This window comes from Streptomyces sp. SM11, from assembly GCF_002910905.1.
Lineage (GTDB): Bacteria > Actinomycetota > Actinomycetes > Streptomycetales > Streptomycetaceae > Streptomyces.
Map to the genome: position 1 here is coordinate 31,209 of NZ_NEUE01000132.1, position 17,831 is coordinate 49,039.

At 71.7% G+C, this 17,831-nt stretch carries 15 protein-coding genes; 8 read left to right on the forward strand and 7 right to left on the reverse strand.

The window, feature by feature from the left end; all coding sequences use genetic code 11:
• Positions 1-23 precede the first annotated feature (23 nt).
• Positions 24-599 carry a DUF6114 domain-containing protein gene (locus B9S58_RS10090; protein ID WP_103531773.1) on the forward strand — a complete coding sequence of 192 codons (576 nt, stop codon included), beginning with the start codon at positions 24-26 and terminating at the stop codon, positions 597-599.
• Positions 589-1,929: a hypothetical protein gene (locus B9S58_RS10095; protein WP_103531774.1), complete on the forward strand. Its 1,341-nt coding sequence runs from the start codon at positions 589-591 to the stop codon at positions 1,927-1,929. Before B9S58_RS10090 ends, B9S58_RS10095 begins: the two co-directional genes overlap by 11 nt.
• Positions 1,930-2,030: 101 nt before the next feature.
• Here B9S58_RS10095 and pyk read toward each other — a convergent pair whose 3' ends face one another.
• The 3 genes from pyk to pta form a co-directional block, all read right to left on the reverse strand.
• Complete coding sequence (gene pyk, locus B9S58_RS10100) at positions 2,031-3,461, reverse strand: pyruvate kinase (RefSeq protein WP_103531775.1); 1,431 nt, start codon at positions 3,459-3,461, stop codon at positions 2,031-2,033.
• A gap of 74 nt (positions 3,462-3,535) precedes the next feature.
• Positions 3,536-4,777 carry an acetate kinase gene (locus B9S58_RS10105; protein WP_181009256.1) on the reverse strand — a complete coding sequence of 414 codons (1,242 nt, stop codon included), beginning with the start codon at positions 4,775-4,777 and terminating at the stop codon, positions 3,536-3,538.
• A gap of 38 nt (positions 4,778-4,815) precedes the next feature.
• Positions 4,816-6,897 carry a phosphate acetyltransferase gene (pta, locus tag B9S58_RS10110; protein WP_103531777.1) on the reverse strand — a complete coding sequence of 694 codons (2,082 nt, stop codon included), beginning with the start codon at positions 6,895-6,897 and terminating at the stop codon, positions 4,816-4,818.
• A 314-nt stretch (positions 6,898-7,211) separates the two neighbouring features.
• Here pta and B9S58_RS10115 point away from each other — a divergent pair, with 314 nt between their 5' ends.
• The gene (locus tag B9S58_RS10115) at positions 7,212-8,237 is read left to right on the forward strand and encodes an ATP-dependent 6-phosphofructokinase (protein ID WP_103531778.1); all 1,026 of its coding nucleotides are present in this window, start codon (positions 7,212-7,214) and stop codon (positions 8,235-8,237) included.
• Between the two features lie 54 nt (positions 8,238-8,291).
• Here B9S58_RS10115 and B9S58_RS10120 read toward each other — a convergent pair whose 3' ends face one another.
• The 3 genes from B9S58_RS10120 to B9S58_RS10130 all read right to left on the reverse strand — a co-directional run bounded on the left by B9S58_RS10120 (position 8,292) and on the right by B9S58_RS10130 (position 11,619).
• Entirely contained in the window at positions 8,292-8,915 is a 624-nt protein-coding gene (locus tag B9S58_RS10120) for a helix-turn-helix transcriptional regulator (protein WP_103531779.1), read from the reverse strand.
• A gap of 263 nt (positions 8,916-9,178) precedes the next feature.
• Entirely contained in the window at positions 9,179-9,853 is a 675-nt protein-coding gene (locus tag B9S58_RS10125; protein WP_103531780.1) for a response regulator, read from the reverse strand.
• On the reverse strand, positions 9,850-11,619 hold the full coding sequence (locus B9S58_RS10130; RefSeq protein WP_258044289.1) for a sensor histidine kinase: 1,770 nt from the start codon (positions 11,617-11,619) through the stop codon (positions 9,850-9,852). Before B9S58_RS10130 ends, B9S58_RS10125 begins: the two co-directional genes overlap by 4 nt.
• 154 nt (positions 11,620-11,773) lie before the next feature.
• On the opposite strand from B9S58_RS10130, the gene B9S58_RS10135 reads away from it, so the two are divergent.
• The 5 genes from B9S58_RS10135 (at position 11,774) to B9S58_RS10155 (ending at position 15,646) form a co-directional block, all read left to right on the forward strand.
• Entirely contained in the window at positions 11,774-13,153 is a 1,380-nt protein-coding gene (locus tag B9S58_RS10135; RefSeq protein WP_103531781.1) for a cation:dicarboxylate symporter family transporter, read from the forward strand.
• A 351-nt stretch (positions 13,154-13,504) separates the two neighbouring features.
• Positions 13,505-13,816 carry a hypothetical protein gene (locus B9S58_RS10140; RefSeq protein ID WP_308457896.1) on the forward strand — a complete coding sequence of 104 codons (312 nt, stop codon included), beginning with the start codon at positions 13,505-13,507 and terminating at the stop codon, positions 13,814-13,816.
• Positions 13,817-13,855: 39 nt separating this feature from the next.
• Positions 13,856-14,266: a MerR family transcriptional regulator gene (locus tag B9S58_RS10145; protein WP_103531782.1), complete on the forward strand. Its 411-nt coding sequence runs from the start codon at positions 13,856-13,858 to the stop codon at positions 14,264-14,266.
• Positions 14,263-14,616 carry a co-chaperone YbbN gene (locus tag B9S58_RS10150; protein ID WP_103531783.1) on the forward strand — a complete coding sequence of 118 codons (354 nt, stop codon included), beginning with the start codon at positions 14,263-14,265 and terminating at the stop codon, positions 14,614-14,616. The genes B9S58_RS10145 and B9S58_RS10150 overlap by 4 nt, the downstream gene beginning before the upstream one ends.
• 142 nt (positions 14,617-14,758) lie before the next feature.
• Positions 14,759-15,646, forward strand: a complete 888-nt coding sequence (locus B9S58_RS10155) for an NAD(P)-dependent oxidoreductase (RefSeq protein WP_103531786.1) — start codon at positions 14,759-14,761, stop codon at positions 15,644-15,646.
• A 94-nt stretch (positions 15,647-15,740) separates the two neighbouring features.
• Here B9S58_RS10155 and glgB read toward each other — a convergent pair.
• On the reverse strand, positions 15,741-17,831 hold a 2,091-nt coding region (gene glgB, locus B9S58_RS10160; RefSeq protein ID WP_103531787.1), incomplete at its 5' end, for a 1,4-alpha-glucan branching enzyme.

Sequence of the window (17,831 nt, forward strand, 5' to 3'; positions counted from 1 at the left end):
CCGGTTCCAGGGAGCTGTTTTCCATGAGCCCCGAGTCCACAGGGCAGAACGAGCACTACATGCGCGTCCTTCGGCGACGCTTCCGCGCCTGGCGGGGTAACCGTCCGTTCTGGGCCGGACTGTTCACCATGGCCGGTGGCGTTCCCATCGCCTACTTCCCGTACGCCAACATGCACCTCGGCAACATGACGCTGACGATGTCCACCACCACCGGCGCCGGTGCCCTGATCATCGGGGTTCTGCTGATCACGCTGGGTCTGACGATGTGGTTCCACCACATCGTCCGGGTGTTCGCCGGTGTCGCGGCGATCCTGCTGGCGCTGATCTCCATCCCCATCGCCAACATCGGCGGCTTCGTCGTCGGATTCGTCCTCGCCCTCATCGGCGGAGCCCTGTCCATTTCCTGGGCCCCGGGCGAGGCGAAGAGCGACGAGGAGCCGTACGACGAGCAGGGCGCACGGCGTACCCCGCCGGCGAAGGACCTGCCGTACGAGGAGTACTCCGAGGGCGAGCTCCACGCCGCGGCCGTACCCCAGCAGCAGGGCGCCGGGTCCGACCTGGCAGCCGACGCCGAGGCTGGGGGGCATCGTGCGGGGTGACGACGGACGGCAGGTCAACGCCTACCCCGGCGACGACCTCCGCGAGCGCAAGGGCCCCCGTCACGCGGCCCCCCGGAAGTCGCTGCTGACCAAGCTCCACCTGCCCAGCGGCAAGAAGGCGCTGGCGCTCGCGGCGATGCCGACGGCGGTCTTCGTGGGCATGGGGCTGACCCCCAAGCTGGCCCTGGCCGAGGACCGCGCCGACATCCCGTTCGCGCCGGGACCGTGCGTCACCCGGTCCGACGAGCCGAGCGAGTCCGAGTCGCCCGAGGCCACCCCGTCCCCGTCGGCCACGGCGAAGGACGAGAAGGACAAGGGCGAGGGCGGCGGCAAGGACGACGCCGCGACCCCCAAGCCCTCGGCGAGCGGTTCCGCCTCCGAAGCGGCCAAGGACCCGGCGGCCGGAGTGAAGCCCGAAGCCGAGGACAGGTCGGCGCGGTCCGCCGGGGAGAAGCCCACCGAGGCGCCCTCCGCGACCCCGACGCCCACGAAGTCGAAGAACCCGCTCGACCCGCTCGGGCTCGGCGACGCGCTCAAGGACCTCTTCGACGGGCCCGACAAGGCCGAGGACAAGGCCGAGGAGCCGGCGAGCCCGTCCCCGAGCCCCACGACCGAGGCCCCGAAGCCGTCCGGCGAGCCGAAGGACCCGGCGAAGGACGAGCCGAAGGACCCGGTCGGGAGCGCGGCGGACAAGGCGAAGGAGACGTCCGACAGGACGGCCGACGCCATCCGCGAGGCGGCCGAGAAGGCGGGCGAGGAGGTCGAGGAGCTCGACGAGGACGTCAAGGGACTCGACCCCAAGAGGGACGAGGACATCCCGGACGGCGCCAAGCCCCGCTTCCCGTGCCCCGAGCCCGACCCGGACGCGCTCGCCGCGGCCGATCTGGAGCCCGGCATCCCGCTGCTCCCGTCCGACCCGTGGATCCTGGAGTCGACACTGCTCACCCTCAACGGCCTGGACTACCACGGCATCGTCGAGGTGAAGAAGGCGGACGGCAGCGTCAAGAAGGTGCTGAAGTTCACCGCCAGCTCCATCGACATCAAGGACCTGCACCAGCTGACTGTCGGCCCGGCAGGCACGACCGGCCATGTGAAGTCGCGGCCCGGATCCACGTCGACGATCCGCGACGGCGAGGTGACGATGTACACGGAGGAGCTGAAGGGCAACCTCTTCGGCCTCATCCCGATCACCTTCAGCCCCAAGACCCCGCCGCCGCTGAACGTCCCCTTCGCCTTCTTCACCAAGGTGAAGGTGACCCAGGCCGGCCAGTTCGGCGGCACGCTCACCGTCCCGGGACTGAAGAACTACCTCGACGGCGGCAGGAGCTAGCCGACAGCCGCCGCCCCCGAACCCGTCCGGGAGCCGCACAGCGCCGTGGGCCGTACTCCTCACCTGGAGTACGGCCCACGGCTCTGCGGTGCGGGGCGCGGTCAGTCCCGCTCGCCGCCGCCCAGGTGGTGCACCCGGACCATGTTGGTGGTGCCGGGGACGCCGGGGGGCGAGCCGGCGGTGATTACCATCGTGTCGCCGTGGTTGTAGCGGTTCAGCTTCAGCAGCTCCGCGTCCACGAGGTCGACCATCGCGTCGGTGTTGTCCACGTGCGGGACGACGTGGGACTCGACGCCCCAGCTCAGGGCGAGCTGGTTGCGGGTGGACTCGTCCGTGGTGAAGGCCAGGATCGGCTGGGCCGTGCGGTAGCGGGAGAGGCGGCGGGCGGTGTCGCCGGACTCGGTGAAGGCGACCAGGGCCTTGCCGTCCAGGAAGTCCGCGATCTCGCAGGCCGCGCGGGCCACCGAACCGCCCTGCGTACGGGGCTTCTTGCCGGGGACCAGCGGCTGGAGGCCCTTGGAGAGCAGCTCCTCCTCCGCGGCGACGACGATCTTCGCCATTGTCTTGACCGTCTCGATCGGGTACGCGCCGACCGAGGACTCGGCGGACAGCATGACCGCGTCCGCGCCGTCCAGGATCGCGTTGGCGACGTCGGACGCCTCGGCGCGGGTCGGACGCGAGTTGGTGATCATCGACTCCATCATCTGGGTCGCCACGATCACCGGCTTGGCGTTGCGCCGGCACAGCTCCACCAGGCGCTTCTGCACCATCGGGACCTTCTCCAGCGGGTATTCGACGGCCAGGTCGCCACGGGCCACCATCACACCGTCGAACGCCGCGACGACGCCCTCCATGTGCTCGACGGCCTGCGGCTTCTCCACCTTGGCGATGACGGGGACCCGGCGGCCCTCCTCGTCCATCACCTTGTGGACGTCCTTGACGTCCTCGGCGTCCCGGACGAAGGAGAGGGCGACCAGGTCGCAGCCCATCCGCAGGGCGAAGCGCAGGTCCTCGACGTCTTTGCCGGACAGGGCCGGGACGTTGACCGCCGCGCCGGGCAGGTTGATGCCCTTGTGGTCGGAGATGACACCGCCCTCGATGACGATGGTCTTCACCCGGGGGCCCTCGACCGCCACGACCTTCAGTTCGACGTTGCCGTCGTTGATCAGGATCGGGTCACCCTTGGTGACGTCGCCGGGCAGACCCTTGTAGGTCGTGCCGCAGATCGACTTGTCGCCGGGGACGTCCTCGGAGGTGATGGTGAACTCGTCCCCGCGGACCAGCTCGACCGGGCCCTCGGCGAACTTCGCGAGCCGGATCTTCGGGCCCTGGAGGTCGGCGAGCACGCCCACCGCGCGGCCGGTCTCGGCGGCCGCCTTGCGGACGCGGTCGTAACGGCCCTGGTGTTCCTCGTGGGTTCCGTGACTGAAGTTGAAACGGGCCACGCTCATGCCGGCCTCGATCAGAGCGACGAGCTGCTCATGGGAGTCGACGGCGGGACCGAGGGTGCAGACGATTTTGGAACGGCGCATGAGGCGGATCCTATCGGTTTGTTTCGCTGCGGAATATTCCGTCTGGTGGAAGATACAAAGGGGCGCGGGGGCGCTCAGTTGTCGACCCCTCCGAGGCCCACGGGCCGCGGCAGGTCGACGAGCGCGAACGTCTGGTCGGCGATCTCCAGCTCCTCGTCCGTCGGCACCACGGCGACCGCCACCCGCGCGTACTCCGGCGAGATCAGCCGCGGCTCTCCGGACCGTACGGCGTTGAGCGAGGCGTCCACCGCCATGCCCAGCTCCTCCAGGCCCGCGATGGCAGCTTCCCGCACCGGCGCCGCGTTCTCCCCGACCCCCGCCGTGAACGCCACCGCGTCCACCCGGCCGAGCACCGCCGTATAGGCGCCGATGTACTTCTTCAGCCGGTGGACGTAGATGTCGAAGGCCAGCGCGGCCCGCTCGTCGCCCTCGTCGATCCGGCGGCGGATCACCCGCATGTCGTTGTCGCCGCACAGGCCGACCAGCCCGCTCTTCTTGTTCAGCAGGACGTCGATGTCGTCGGCCGACATGCCCGCCACCCGCTTCAGATGGAAGGTGACCGCCGGATCGATGTCCCCGGAGCGCGTACCCATCACGAGCCCTTCCAAGGGCGTCAGCCCCATCGAGGTGTCCACGCACCGCCCGCCCGCGACCGCCGAGGCCGACGCCCCGTTGCCCAGGTGCAGCACGATCACGTTCACCTCCTCCGGGGCCTTGCCCAGCAGCTCGGCCGTCTTCCGCGAGACGTACGCGTGCGAGGTGCCGTGGAAGCCGTAGCGGCGGATCCGGTGCGCGTCGGCGGTCTCCACGTCGATCGCGTACCGCGCGGCGGCCTCCGGCATCGTCGTGTGGAACGCCGTGTCGAAGACCGCGACCTGCGGCAGGTCGGGCCGCAGCGCCTGTGCCGTACGGATGCCGGTGATGTTCGCCGGGTTGTGCAGCGGCGCGACCGGGACGAGACGCTCGATCTCCTTCAGCACCTCGTCGGTGATCACGGTCGGCGCGCTGAACCTCAGCCCGCCGTGCACCACCCGGTGCCCGATCGCGGCGAGTTCGGGGGAGTCGAGGCCCAGGCCGTCCGCCGCCAGTTCCTCGGCCGCCGCCTCCAGCGCCGCCGCGTGGTCGGCGATCCGGCCCGTACGCTCACGGGGCCCGGCGGCGCCACCGGTCAGCGGCGTGTGCACCAGGCGCGAGGTCTCCTCACCGATCCGCTCGACCAGGCCGGAGGCGAGCCGGGAGCGGTCACGCATGTCGAGGAGCTGGTACTTCACCGACGAGGAGCCGGAGTTGAGGACGAGGACGCGGTGCGGTTCCACAGGGGCTGCCGTGCTTTCGTGGTCGGTAACGGAGAACGTCATACGGGGAGCTCCTCGCCCTGCGCCTGGATCGCCGTGATCGCCACGGTGTTGACGATGTCCTGGACGAGCGCTCCGCGTGACAGGTCGTTGACGGGCTTGCGCAGACCCTGGAGCACCGGGCCGACCGCCACCGCGCCCGCCGAGCGCTGCACGGCCTTGTAGGTGTTGTTGCCGGTGTTCAGGTCCGGGAAGATCAGCACGGTGGCCTGCCCGGCCACCTCCGACCCGGGCAGCTTCGTCGCCGCGACGGACGGCTCGACCGCCGCGTCGTACTGGATCGGCCCCTCCACCCGCAGCTCGGGGCGCTCCGCCCGTACCCGCTCGGTGGCCTCGCGGACCTTGTCGACGTCCGCGCCGGAGCCGGAGGTCCCGGTGGAGTACGACAGCATCGCGATCCGGGGCTCCACGCCGAACCGGGCCGCCGTCACCGCCGACTGCATCGCGATGTCCGCGAGCTGCTCCGCGTCCGGGTCCGGGTTGACCGCGCAGTCGCCGTACACGAGCACCTTGTCGGCCAGGCACATGAAGAAGACGGACGACACGATTCTGGCGTCCGGCTTCGTCTTGATGATCTCGAACGCCGGGCGGATCGTCGCCGCCGTGGAGTGCACCGACCCGGACACCATCCCGTCGGCCAGCCCCTCCCGCACCATCAGCGTGCCGAAGTAGTTCACGTCCGCCACCACGTCGACGGCCAGCTCCACCGTCACCCCGCGGTGTGCGCGCAGTTCGGCGTACCGCTCGGCGAAGCCCCCCCGCAGCTCCGAGGTGTGCGGGTCGATCAGCTGGGTGTCCGCGAGGTCGATGCCGAGGTCGGCGGCCTTCTTGCGGATCACGTCCACATCGCCGAGCAGCGTGAGGTCGCAGACGTCCCGGCGCAGCAGGACGTCGGCGGCGCGCAGCACCCGCTCCTCGGTGCCCTCCGGCAGCACCACGCGCTTGCGGTCGGAGCGGGCCTGCTCCAGCAGCTCGTGCTCGAACATCATCGGCGTGACGCGTCCGCTGCGGGCCACCGAGATCCGCTCCAGGAGCGCGCCGGTGTCGACATGGCGCTCGAACAGGCCGAGGGCGGTCTCCGCCTTGCGAGGAGTCGCCGCGTTCAACTTCCCTTCGAGGGTGAAGAGTTCGGTAGCGGTGGGGAAGGATCCGCCGGCCACCGACACGACCGGGGTCCCCGGTGCGAGCCGGGCGGCCAGCGTGAGTATCTCCTCGCCGGGGCGCTCGTCCAGGGTCAGCAGCACGCCCGCGATGGGCGGGGTGCCCGCGCTGTGCGCGGCCAGCGAACCCACCACCAGATCCGCCCGGTCCCCGGGGGTGACGACCAGACAGCCGGGCGTCAGCGCGTTCAGCAGGTTCGGCAGCATCGCCCCGCCGAACACGAAGTCCAGCGCGTCGCGTGCGAGCCCCGACTCGTCGCCGAGCAGCACCGTGCCGTCCAGCGCCGCGGTGATCTGGGCGACCGTGGGGGCCGAGAGCGCCGGGTCGTCCGGCAGTACGGAGACGGGCACCGGCAGCCGGGCCGTGAGCCGCTCCGCGATCGTCGCGCGGTCCTCGGCGGCGACCCGGTTCACCACCATGGCCAGCACGTCGCAGCCGAGGCCGGCGTAGGCGCGGTAGGCGTTACGGGTCTCGGCGCGGACGGACTCCGCGGTCTGGCCCTTGCCGCCGACCACCGCGATCACCGAGGCCCCGAACTCGTTGGCGAGGCGGGCGTTCAGTGCCAGCTCGTCGGGGAGCTGGGTGGCGGCGAAGTCGCTGCCCAGGACGAGGACCACCTCGTACTCCCGGGCCACCTGGTGGAAGCGTTCGACGAGCCGGGAGACCAGCTCGTCGGTACCCTTCTCCGCCTGTACGGCGGAGGCCTCGTGGTAGTCCAGGCCGTAGACGGTGGCCGGGCTCTGCGAGAGCCGGTAGCGGGCCCGCAGCAGCTCGTAGAGCCGGTCGGGTCCGTCATGGACCAGCGGGCGGAAGACCCCGACCCGGTCCACCTGACGCGTCAGAAGCTCCATGACTCCCAGCTCGACGACCTGACGGCCGTCCCCCCGGTCGATCCCGGTCACGTACACGCTGCGCGCCACGCGTGCTCTCCCGTCCTTGTTCGGTGCCGCGACCCGCGGGGCGTCCGGACGTGCGGTGCCGCCCCCGTGCCCGCCCGGTATTCCGCCGGGTGCGGCATTGGCCTGCATTGCCTCTTGACGATACCTGCGGGGGCCGGTATATCGCCCGCCGGAGGTCGCCGGCCCCGGACCCCACCTGCCCGCTGCTGCCCCCGGGCTCGGTCGAAAGCGCGGGGTCCGTGCCGGGCGTGGGACAATCGTCCTGGTTCAGGGCACGGGGGCCGGCGCGGCCGGCCTCCCGGAAAGCGCGACTAGCGAGCAGGAGAAACACCTCGATGCGCATCGGTATTCTCACCGCGGGCGGCGACTGCCCCGGCCTGAACGCAGTGATCCGGTCGGTCGTCCACCGGGCCGTCGTGGGCCACGGCGACGAGGTCATCGGCTTCGAGGACGGCTTCAAGGGGCTGCTCGACGGCCACTTCCGCCCCCTCGACCTCAACGCGGTCAGCGGCATCCTCGCCCGCGGCGGCACCATCCTCGGCTCGGCCCGCCTGGAGCGCGACCGGCTGCGCGAGGCCGCCGAGAACTGCGAGGAGCTGGCCCGCCGTTACGGCATCGACGCGCTCATCCCGATCGGCGGCGAGGGCACGCTCACCGCGGCCCGCATGCTCTCCGACGCGGGCATGCCGGTCGTCGGCGTCCCGAAGACCATCGACAACGACATCTCCGCCACCGACCGGACCTTCGGGTTCGACACGGCGGTGGGCGTCGCGACCGAGGCCATAGACCGTCTCAAGACCACCGCCGAGTCCCACCAGCGGGTGATGGTCGTCGAGGTCATGGGCAGGCACGCGGGCTGGATCGCCCTGGAGTCCGGGATGGCCGGCGGCGCCCACGGCATCTGCCTGCCCGAGCGCCCCTTCCAGGTCGACGACCTGGTCAAGATGGTCGAGGAGCGGTTCGCGCGCGGCAAGAAGTTCGCCGTCATCTGCGTCGCCGAGGGCGCACACCCCGCCGAGGGCTCCATGCCGTACGCCAAGGGCGCGATCGACCAGTACGGCCACGAGCGCTTCCAGGGCATCGGCAACCGCCTCGCCGTCGAGCTGGAGACCCGGCTCGGCAAGGAGGCCCGGCCGGTCATTCTCGGCCATGTCCAGCGCGGCGGCACGCCGACCGCGTACGACCGGGTGCTCGCCACCCGCTTCGGCTGGAACGCCGTGGAAGCCGTGCACCGCGGCGACTTCGGCCGGATGACCGCCCTGCGTGGCAACGACATCGCCATGGTCCCGCTCGCCGACGCCGTCACCCAGCTGAAGAGGGTGCCCGCGGAGCGGATGTACGAGGCCGAGTCGGTCTTCTGAGGGGGGGACGGTCTGCCGGGAACCGTACGGGCCGCACGGGCGGCCCGTACGGGGTCACAACCCGGCGGTCCGCCAGAACTGCTCCACCACCCGGGACAGGAACGCCCGGCCCGCGTCGCCCGTCGAACCGGAGCGCTCCTGGCCCGTGCTGCTCCAGCTCAGGGTGGAGACCATCAGGGCCTGGTAGTCGGTGTGCAGCTGTTCCAGCACGTTCTGGACCAGCACCCGGTCCAGCGGGACCAGCTTGGCCACCGGCCGGACGTACGCCTGCCAGCGCGTGGTGACCGCGCTGGTCAGCAACTCCGCCAGCTCGCCGTCGCGGCCCGTCGCCGTCATGAACTGCGCCGCCGACAGGTCCAGCACCCGGCACAGCGCCGCCGACTGTTTCTCGTTGCCCCGCCAGCGCCCCGACTCCTCCATCCGCAGGTACGAGGAGCCCGTCATCCCCAACTGCCGGGCCAGGTCGTCCACGGCCAGCTCGCGGGCCATACGGTGCTCGCGCAGAGTGGAGGCGGCGGCCAGCAGCTCCCCGGGGGCGCACCAGAGGACGCCGGCGAGGGCGGTCAGCTCGCGTTCCCCGGGCGTCGCGAGGCCGCGTTCCCAGGCGATGACGGTCTCTGCGCTGATCCGGAGTCCGTACTGGGCGGCGAGCCCGTAGGCGACATGGCCGGGAGCCATCCCCAGAGCCTCGCGGAGACGGCGCGCGGCGGGGGCGTTGAATGGTGGGGTGGGGTGCACGCGCCCCACCGTAGGAGCCCATTTCCGCCCTGGCTACGGTACGTTCCCCCCGGATCACGCTTCGTAGGAACCTCCAGCCGCGAACCGGGCGGGCGGTACGCGAACACCGTCCCATCAGCGCTTTCTTTTCCTCCTCCACAGAGTCCCGCCGGGACCGTGAAACCGGAGGGCAAGCGCTTGCCCGCCCATTCGGCGGTGTCCTGTCAGCCACCCGCGGTCAGCCAGGTGTAATGCAGCTCCGGTCGGCCGACCTGCCCATAATGCGGACGCCTCGCGGCGCTGCCGATGGTCACCAGATGCTCCAGGTACCGCCGGGCCGTGATCCGGGAGGTGCCCAGCCGCTCCCCGGCGGCGGCCGCCGTCACCCCCTCCGGCGACTCCTTCAGCACCCGCGTCACCGCCTCCAGCGTCGGGCCGCTGAGCCCCTTGGGCAGCGCGGCCGGATGCGCGCCCCGCAGCGCGCCCAGCGCCCGGTCCACCTCCTCCTGTCCGTTCGCCTCCCCGGCGGCGCCCCGGAACTCCGCGTACCGCACCAGCCGGTCCCGCAGCGTGGGATACGTGAACGGCTTCAGCACGTACTGCACGACGCCGAGCGACACCCCCTCCCGCACCACCGCGAGATCCCGGGCCGAGGTCACCGCGATCACGTCCGCCCCGTGCCCGGAGGCCCGCAGCGAGCGCAGCAGCCCGAGCCCGTGCCCGTCGGGCAGATAGAGGTCGAGCAGCAGCAGATCCACCGGCGTCCGCTCCAGCGCCCGCACCGCCGCCGCCCGGGTGTGCGCCACCGCCGTCACCGCGAAGCCCTCCACCCGCTCCACGTACATCTGGTGGGCGTCGGCGGCCACCGGATCGTCCTCCACCACCAGTACTCGGATCATGCCGTGACCTCCGTGGACGTGGACGTGGACGTGCGCGTGGACGTGGACGTGCGCGTGGACGTGTGCGTGGAATCGGGCTCGGACCGTGATCCTGCCGTACGGGCCGCAAGCGGCAGCCGCACGGTGAACCGCGCGCCGCCGTCCGGACCCGCGTCCAGCTCCACCGTGCCCCCGTTGCGGTACGCCGCCTGCCGCACCAGCGCCAGGCCGAGGCCTCGCCCCGCCCCGTGCGTCGACCAGCCGCGCCGGAACACCTCGTCCGCCGCCTCCGGGCCGATGCCCGTGCCCGTGTCCGCGACCCGCAGCAGCAGTTCCCGCTCGTCCGCTAGCGCGGTCACCGTGACCCGGGCCCGCCCCGCCGGGCTCCCGGCCGTACGGGGCGCGGGAACCAGCCCGGCACCGTCGTCGGTCCCGTCGTCGGCGCCGCCCTCGGGGCCGTCCGAAGCCGCTTCCACCGCGTTGTCGATCAGATTGCCCAGGATCGTCACCAGATCGCGCTGGGCCAGCGAGGCCGGCAGCGCCCCGTCGTCGATCAGGCTGTCCTCCGCGAGCACCAGCTCCACACCCCGCTCGTGTCCCTGGGCCGCCTTGCCGAGCAGCAGCGCCGCCAGTACCGGCTCCTCCACCGCGCCCACCACCCGGTCGGTCAGCACCTGGGCCAGCTCCAGTTCCGCCGTCGCGAAGTCCACCGCCTCCGCCACCCGGCCGAGCTCGATCAGCGACACCACGGTGTGCAGCCGGTTCGCCGCCTCGTGGGCCTGGGAGCGCAGCGCCTGCGTGAAGCCGCGCTCGGAGTCCAGCTCACCGGTGAGCGCCTGCAACTCGGTGTGGTCCCGCAGCGTCACCACCGTGCCGCGCCGCTCACCGCCCACCACCGGACGGGTGTTGACCACGACGACCCGCTCCGCCGTCAGGTGCAGCTCGTCCACCCGCGCCTCCGACGCCAGCAGCGCCCCGGTCAGCGGCGCGGGCAGGGCCAGCTCGTCGACCGTACGGCCGACCGCGTCCGCGTCCGGCCCCAGGCCCAGCAGCTCCCGCCCGGCGTCGTTGATCAGCGCGATCCGCCGCCGCCCGTCCAGCATCAGCAGCCCCTCGCGCACCGCGTGCAGCGTGGCCTGGTGGTAGTCGTGCAGCCGGCTCAGCTCGGCGGCGTTCATCCCGTGGGTGTGCCGCCGCAGCCGGGCGTTGACCACGTACGTACCGATCCCGCCGAGCGCCAGCGCCCCGCCCGCCGCGAGCGCGAGGGCGCCGAGCTGACCCCGTACCTGCGAGGAGACCCGTTCCACGGTGATGCCCGCGCTGACCAGGCCGACGATCCGCCCGTTGTCGCGGATCGGGGTCACCACCCGTATCGAGGGTCCCAGCGTGCCGGTGTACGTCTCGGTGAAGGTCTGCCCGCGCAGGGCCTTCGCGGTGTTCCCGAGGAAGGTGTCCCCGATCTGCGCCGTGTCCGGATGCGTCCAGCGCACCCGCTCGGTGTCCATGATCGTGACGAAGGCGATCCCGGTGTCCTCGCGCACCCGCTCCGCGTACGGCTGGAGCACGGCGGACGGGTCCGGGGTGCGGATGGCCTCCCGTACGGAGGGGGAATCGGCCACCGCGAGGGCCGCCACCCGCACCTGCCGGGCGGCCGTCTCCTCCGCCTGCGCGCTGCCCGAGACGTGCGCGAAGACCGCGCACCCGGCCACCACCGCGGCGATGAGCACGACCTGCATGGCGAAGAGCTGGCCCGCCAGGCTGCGAGGGAGGGTACGGGGGAGGCGCATGCCCCACAGTCTGCCTGGCCCGGCCGGGCCTCTCCTGGATGGCCGGAAAGCGACCGTGAACGATATGAACGCAAGGGTGACCGGGGTCACAGGGCGGTGGATAGTCACCGGAGCCCCCAGGGACGGGGGCCGTGACCGAGCCGAGGAGCCAGCCGTGGCAGTGGCAGCCGAACAGCGGGACCGAACCCACTATCTGTACATCGCCGTCATCGGTGCCGTCGCACTCGGCATCCTCGTCGGGTTCGTCGCCCCCGGGGTGGCCGTCGAGCTGAAGCCCATCGGCGCCGGCTTCGTGAACCTGATCAAGATGATGATCTCGCCGATCATCTTCTGCACGATCGTCCTGGGCGTCGGCTCGGTGCGCAAGGCCGCCAAGGTCGGCGCGGTCGGCGGTCTGGCGCTCGGCTACTTCCTGGTCATGTCCACCGTCGCCCTCGCCATCGGCCTGCTGGTCGGCAACGTCCTGGAGCCCGGCTCCACCCTCCACATCACCGAGCAGGCGCGGGCCGCCGGCGAGGAGCAGGCGTCGGGCGCGAGCGAGTCCACCGTGGACTTCCTGCTCGGCATCATCCCGACCACGATCGTCTCCGCCTTCACCGCGGGCGAAGTCCTCCAGACCCTCCTCGTCGCGCTGCTCGCGGGCTTCGCGCTCCAGGCGATGGGCTCGGCCGGCGAGCCGGTCATCCGCGGCATCACCCACATCCAGCGCCTCGTCTTCCGCATCCTCGCCATGATCATGTGGGCCGCCCCGGTCGGCGCGTTCGGCGCGATCGCCGCGGTGGTCGGAGAGACCGGCCTCGACGCCCTGAAGTCGCTGGCGATCATCATGATCGGGTTCTACGTCACCTGCGCGCTGTTCGTCTTCGTGGTGCTCGGCGCGATCCTGCGCCTGGTCGCCGGGGTGAACCTGTTCTCGCTGCTGAAGTACCTGGGCCGCGAGTTCCTGCTCATCCTGTCCACCTCCTCCTCCGAGTCGGCCCTGCCGCGGCTGATCGCGAAGATGGAGCACCTGGGCGTCAGCAAGCCCGTCGTCGGCATCACCGTGCCGACCGGCTACTCCTTCAACCTCGACGGCACCGCGATCTACCTCACGATGTCCTCGCTGTTCATCGCCAACGCGATGGGCGACCCGCTGAGCGCGGGCGAGCAGATCTCGCTGCTGGTCTTCATGATCATCGCCTCGAAGGGCGCGGCGGGCGTGACCGGCGCGGGCCTGGCGACCCTGGCCGGCGGGCTCCAGTCGCACCGTCCCGAACTCGTCGACGGCGTCGGCCTGATCGTCGGCATCGACCGCTTCATGAGCGAGGCCCGCGCGCTGACCAACTTCGCGGGCAACGCGGTCGCCACGGTCCTGGTCGGCCACTGGACCAAGGAGATCGACAAGGACCGGGTGAACGAGGTGCTGGCCGGCCGGGTCCCGTTCGACGAGAAGACCCTCGTCGACGACGGACACGGCCCCGCCGGCGAACCGGCCGACTCCGACGAGGTCCCCGGGCAGCGGGACGCCGTCCCCGAGCGGCCCGCCAAGGTCTGACCCGCACGCCCCTCGCAGCCACTGTGACACCCCCACGCAAGGACACCCGTATCCGCCGGTACGGGTGTCCCTTGCGTCGCCCCCCGGTGTCGCCCCGCCATGTCGCCCCCGCGCCCCGGTCCGGCCGGCCGGTGCAACCCTCCGTGCTCCGCACGGGTCTTGAGAGGCGAAGGACCGCGGTCCGCCCCCCACGCGCCCCACGACCGGAGGGCTTCATGCGCATCACCGTTCCTGGCCGGTGTGCATGAGGGGGTGTTGGACCCACTGATGTGTTCTGGGCGCATCCCGAACGGTTGTGGGTGCGCTGGGTTGCCGCTTTCGCGTCCCGCTCGGTGGCACGTCTCCGGGGGCGTGGTCCGTTGCGGGTGGGCGGGTTCCCCCACGCTTTCGTGTGCCTGGTGCGGCCTGGGCGGTCGGCACCTCCGGCACCTCGGGTTCCACGGCGGCACGGGCTCCACCGGCTCCACCGGCTCCACCGGCAGCACCGGCGGCTCCACCGACGCGGGCGGCTCCACGACCGGTGGTGCCACCCCGCGGACCGCCGGCGACCTCGCGGCGACCGGCTCGGACTCCATCCTGCCGCTCGCCGGCATGGCGGCCGTGGCAGCGGACGGCGCCGTCCGCTGGGCGGTGCGCCGGCGTTCCGCTGCCCAGGGCGACTGACCTTGCGTTGACGTCGGCGTCAAGGAATACGTTCGTCCCATGCGAATCGGGGAGCTGGCCGCACGGGCCGGGACGACGACGCGGACACTCCGCTACTACGAGTCGCGCGGGCTGCTGTCCGCGCGGCGCGCGGAGAACGGCTACCGCAGCTACGACGAGGGCGACCTGCGTCTGCTCCAGCAGATCCGGACCCTGCAGGACTTCGGGTTCGACCTGGAGGAGACCAGGCCCTTCGTCGACTGCCTGCGCGCCGGCCACCCGGCCGGGGACTCCTGTCCGGCCTCGCTCGCCGTCTACCGGCGCAAACTCGACGAGCTGGACGCGCTGATCGGTCAGCTCGCGTCCGTGCGCGCCGAGGTCGGCGCCCAGCTCGCCCGAGCCGAACTGGAGGCGTCGGCCGGCCTGCCCGGTGGCCCGGCGCCCCGCTGTGAACTGGGAGGACAACCATGATCCGGACCGAAGGTGTCACCGACGTCACCGAGGAGACCTTCGAGGCGGAGGTGCTGGGATCCGCGCTGCCCGTGCTGGTCCAGTTCACCGCCGACTGGTGCGGTCCCTGCCGCCAACTCGCCCCGGTGCTCGGCGAGAGCGCCCGCGAGGAGGCCGGCCGGATCAGGATCGTCCAGCTCGACGTGGACCGCGAACCCGGGATCCCCGTCCGGTACGGCGTGCTGGCGACACCGACCCTGATGGTCTTCCGGGCGGGCGAGCCGGTGCGGTCGATCGTCGGCGCCCGGCCGAAGCGGAAGCTGCTCCAGGAACTGGCGGACGTACTCGACCCCGGCCTGACGGGACCGTGACGGGACCGCGGCCCGACGGAACGAGGGGCGAACGGATCCCGGCCAGGCGGAACGCCCTGAGCTGGATACTTTCCCGAAAGTGCGTATCTGACCGTCAAGTGGGTTCTGGGCAGGTCCCGTCCGTCGGGCCAGCATGGTCCTCATGACGCAAGCGAACACACCGAACCCCGCCCCCGTCACCGTTCTCGGCCTCGGCGACATGGGCCGCGCCCTGGCCGGCGCCTTCCTGGCCGCCGGTCACCCCACCACCGTCTGGAACCGTTCCCCCGGAAAGGGCGGGGACCTCGTGGACCGGGGCGCGGTGCGGGCCGCGTCCGCCGAGGAGGCCGTGCGGGCGAGCGGGCTCGTCGTGGTCTGCCTCGTCGACTACGACGCCTCCGACGCGGTCCTCGAACCGCTGGCCGAAGCGCTTCAGGGGCGGGTTCTGGTCAACCTCACCTCGGACACCCCGGCCCGTTCGCGGCAGGCCGCCGCCTGGGCCGGGAAGCACGAGCTGGCCTACCTCGACGGGGCGATCATGGTGCCGATCGACGTGGTCGGCTCGGCCGAGGCGCTGGTGTTCCACTCCGGCGACCGGGCCGCGTTCGAGGAGCACGAGGCCACCCTCAAGGCGCTCGGCGAGCCCGCCACCTTCCTCGGTGAGGACCACGGGCTCGCCGCCGCCTACGACATGGCGATGCTGGACTTCTTCTACGGAGCCATGGGCGGCCTCGTCCACGCGTTCGCGCTGGCCCGTGCGGAGGGCATCGACGGCGCGTCGCTCGCTCCGTACCTCAACACGATCGCGGGCATCCTGCCGCCCATCGCCGCGTACACGGCGACCGACGTCGACACGCGTACGTACGCGGCCGAGGGTGCGAACCTCGCCATGATGGGGGCCAGCGTCGACCACATCCTGCACACCGCGAAGGATCACGGTCTGGACGTCTCGCAGCTGGCCGCGCTCAAGGGCATCACCGACCGGGCCGTCGCCAAGGGCCACGGCCCCGAGTCCTGGTCGAGCATCATCGAGGTGCTAGGGGGCGTCTGACCACCCCCCCCTGGCCGCCGAGGACTGACCCGCCGCAGACAGGGGAGGGGCCCGCCCCGCGTCCACCATCGACGTGGTACGGGCCCTAGGGCTTTCACGCCGGGCGGAACCACACCGTCGCCAGCGGCGGCAGCGTCAGCGAGATGCTGCACGGGCGGCCGTGCGCGGGCACCGCCTCCGCCTTCAGCGGCTCCTCGTTGCGCACGTCCCCGCCGCCGTAGCGGGCGGCGTCGGTGTTCAGGACCTCCACCCAGCCCTCGGTGCCGGTCTCCGGCACCCCGAGGCGGTAGTCGCTCCGGACCGCCGGGGAGAAGTGGGAGACCGCGAGCAGCGGGGAGCCGTCCGCGTCGTACCGCAGGAACGCGAAGACATTGTCCTCGGCCGCGCCGCCGTCCACCCAGCTGAACCCCTCCGGCACGGTGTCGCGCTGCCACAGCGCGGGCACCGCCCCGTACACCGCGTTCAGGTCGCCGACCAGGGTCCGCACCCCGCGGTGGTCGCCGGACGCCTCGTAGGAGGGGTCCAGCAGCCACCAGTCCGGTCCGTGTCCCTCGGACCACTCCGCCCCCTGGGCGAACTCCTGTCCCATGAACAGAAGTTGCTTGCCGGGATGGGCCCACATGAAGCCCAGGTACGCGCGGTGGTTGGCGCGCTGCTGCCACCAGTCGCCGGGCATCTTCGCCACCAGTGCCTGCTTGCCGTGCACCACCTCGTCGTGCGAGATCGGCAGCACGTAGTTCTCGCTGTACGCGTACACCATCGAGAACGTCATCTCGTCGTGGTGGTACTTGCGGTGGACCGGTTCCTTGGCGATGTACTGGAGCGAGTCGTGCATCCAGCCCATGTTCCACTTCAGCCCGAAGCCCAGGCCCCCGCCGTCGGTGGGCCGGGTGACACCGTCCCAGGCGGTGGACTCCTCGGCGATGGTGACGACACCGGGGTTGCGGCGGTAGACCGTCGCGTTCATCTCCTGGAGGAAGGCGACCGCGTCCAGGTTCTCCCGGCCGCCGAACTCGTTGGGCGACCACTGCCCGTCCTCGCGGGAGTAGTCGAGGTAGAGCATCGAGGCCACCGCGTCGACCCGCAGCCCGTCGATGTGGAACTCCTCGCACCAGTACGTGGCGTTGGCGACGAGGAAGTTACGTACCTCCGTGCGGCCGTAGTCGAACTCCAGCGTCCCCCAGTCCGGGTGCGCCGCGCGCCGCGGGTCGGAGTGCTCGTACAGCGGCCGTCCGTCGAACTCCGCCAGCGCCCAGTCGTCGCGCGGGAAGTGGGCCGGGACCCAGTCCATGATCACGCCGATGCCCGCCCGGTGCAGGGCGTCCACCAGGAAGCGGAAGTCGTCCGGGGTGCCCATCCGCGAGGTCGGCGCGTAGAAGCCGGTGACCTGATAGCCCCAGGAGCCGCCGAAGGGATGCTCGGAGACCGGCATCAGCTCGACGTGCGTGAAGCCCAGGTCCTTGACGTAGGCGGGGAGTTGTTCCGCCAGTTGGCGGTACGTCAGCCCGGGGCGCCAGGAGGTGAGATGGACCTCGTACACCGAGAACGGGGCCTCGTGGACCGGCCGGTCGCCCCGGTGCGCCATCCAGTCCGCGTCCTGCCACTCGTGGTGCTTGGCGGTGACGATCGACGCGGTCGCGGGCGGCACCTCGGTGCGCCGGGCCATCGGGTCGGCCCGCACCGTGTGCGAACCGTCCGGGCGGCAGATGTCGTACTTGTACAGCGCGCCCTCGCCGACTCCGGGCAGGAACAGCTCCCACACCCCGGTCGAGCCGAGCGAACGCATCGGGAAGCCCGTGCCGTCCCAGTAGGAGAAGTCACCGGTGATCCGCACGCCGCGCGCGTTCGGCGCCCAGAGGGTGAACCGGGTCCCGGTCACCCCCTGGTGCTCCATCGGCTCGGCGCCGAGAGCCCGCCACAGCTCCTCGTGGCGGCCCTCGCCGATCAGATGCAGATCGAGTTCGCCGATCGCGGGCCAGAAGCGGTACGGGTCCTCCACCTCGATGGTGTTGTCGTCGTAGGCCACTTCGAGCCGGTACGCGGGAGCCTCCGGCACCGGCAGCACACCGGAGAAGAAGCCGTCGCCGTCGTCGTGCAGCCCGGCCCGCAGCCCGGTCGCCAGCACCGTGACGGACCGCGCGAACGGCCGCAGCGCCCGCACCAGCACCCCGCCGGGGATCGGGTG